Below are 1320 nucleotides of genomic sequence, written 5' to 3'. Positions count from 1 at the left end.
CGCCCGCTCGTCGTCGTCCATGCCCGCAGCGAGGCCAAGGCGGAGGACGCGGCGGCGATGCTGCGCCGCGCCTTCACCGTGGCCGACGCCGCTCCGCCCGCCGGGCCGCTGATCGCCGAGCGCATCCGCCTGTAGAAGGGGGCGTCAGGCGGCGCGGCGTGCGCTCCCGGCGTCCCGTGCCCGCACCGGTCCCACCAGGGCCTCCGCGGCGAGGCGGCCCGAAATGACGCAAGCCTCCACCCCGGGTCCCGGAAAGACGCCGCCGCCGGCCAGCAGCAGGCCGCGGACCGGCGCCTTGCCGGGAAGCGCCGGCTCGACGCCGTAGATCGCCCCGTCCGTGCTGTGGGTGTAGCGGGCGAAGGTGGCGGCGCTGGCGTCCTGCCGGTTCAGGATGTGGCGCTCCAGATCGGGAATCAGGGCCGCGGCGGCGGCGATCATGGCGTCGCCCGCCCGCGTCTTGCGCTCGCGGTAGTCCGGGGCGGAACGGTTCCAGGGCGTCCCGGTGGGCTCCAGCCGCATCAGCGCCAGCGACGCGCAGCCCGGCGGCGCCAGCGTTCCGTCATGGGACGACGGCAGGGCCAGCGCCATGCGGTCGTCCTGCAGGAAGGTCATGGCCGGCAGATCCGGGAGGATGTCCAGCGCCAGCGTCACCATGAAAGCGGAGGCGGAGGGGCGAAGCGCCCGGCAGCGATCGGCGTAGCCGGTGGGCAGATGCTCCGCCCCGACCAGTTCCAGCAGGGTCCGCCGGGCGTCGGCGTTGGAAATCACCGCGGCGGCGGCGATGCGCTCGCCCTCCATGGTTTCGACCCCCTTGGCCTCGCCCTTTTCGACCAGGATGCGGCGGACGGGGGTGCGCAGCCGGACCTCTCCGCCCCTGGAGCGGATCGCCTCGGCCAGCGCGTCGGCCAGCCGCTGCGATCCGCCCTCCGGATAGAAGCCGCCGTCGAAGAAATAGCCGAAAATCGGCGCCATCTGGAGGACGCGGAGGCGCTCCGGCCGGTCCGACAGATAGCCGGTCAGGCTGGACAGCAGCGCGCGGGCCCCGGCGCCGGGCACGTAGCGCTCCAGCATCTCCAGGAAGCCACGCTCCAGCCAGCGGAAGGCGTGCGGGCAATCCCGCGGATAGGCGCGCATGGCCTCGACGCTGCGCGGGATGTGGGGGAGGCCGCGGTCGGCGCAGCCGCGGTAGAGGTCCCGGTGCACCGCGCGCATCTCCTCCAGAAAGGCGGCGGCCCCGGCGGCGCTGCCCGGATGCTCCTGCGCGATCAGGGCGGCCAGCCCCGCGGCGTCGCCGGGCAGGGCGCGGAGGGTGCCGCCGCG

Annotated in this window: 1 protein-coding gene; it reads right to left on the bottom strand. The window is 75.0% G+C overall.

The window, feature by feature from the left end:
- Window positions 1–144: 144 nt before the first annotated feature.
- Window positions 145–1320 (bottom strand): phytoene desaturase family protein (locus tag QSG27_RS28950; RefSeq protein ID WP_306712309.1); only part of this gene is annotated, 1176 nt, incomplete at its 5' end.

This window comes from Azospirillum isscasi (assembly GCF_030849505.1).
Classification (GTDB): Bacteria; Pseudomonadota; Alphaproteobacteria; order Azospirillales; family Azospirillaceae; genus Azospirillum; species Azospirillum isscasi.
The sequence above is the reverse complement of the archived record's forward strand: the minus strand, read 5'-3'. Positions and strand labels throughout refer to the sequence as shown.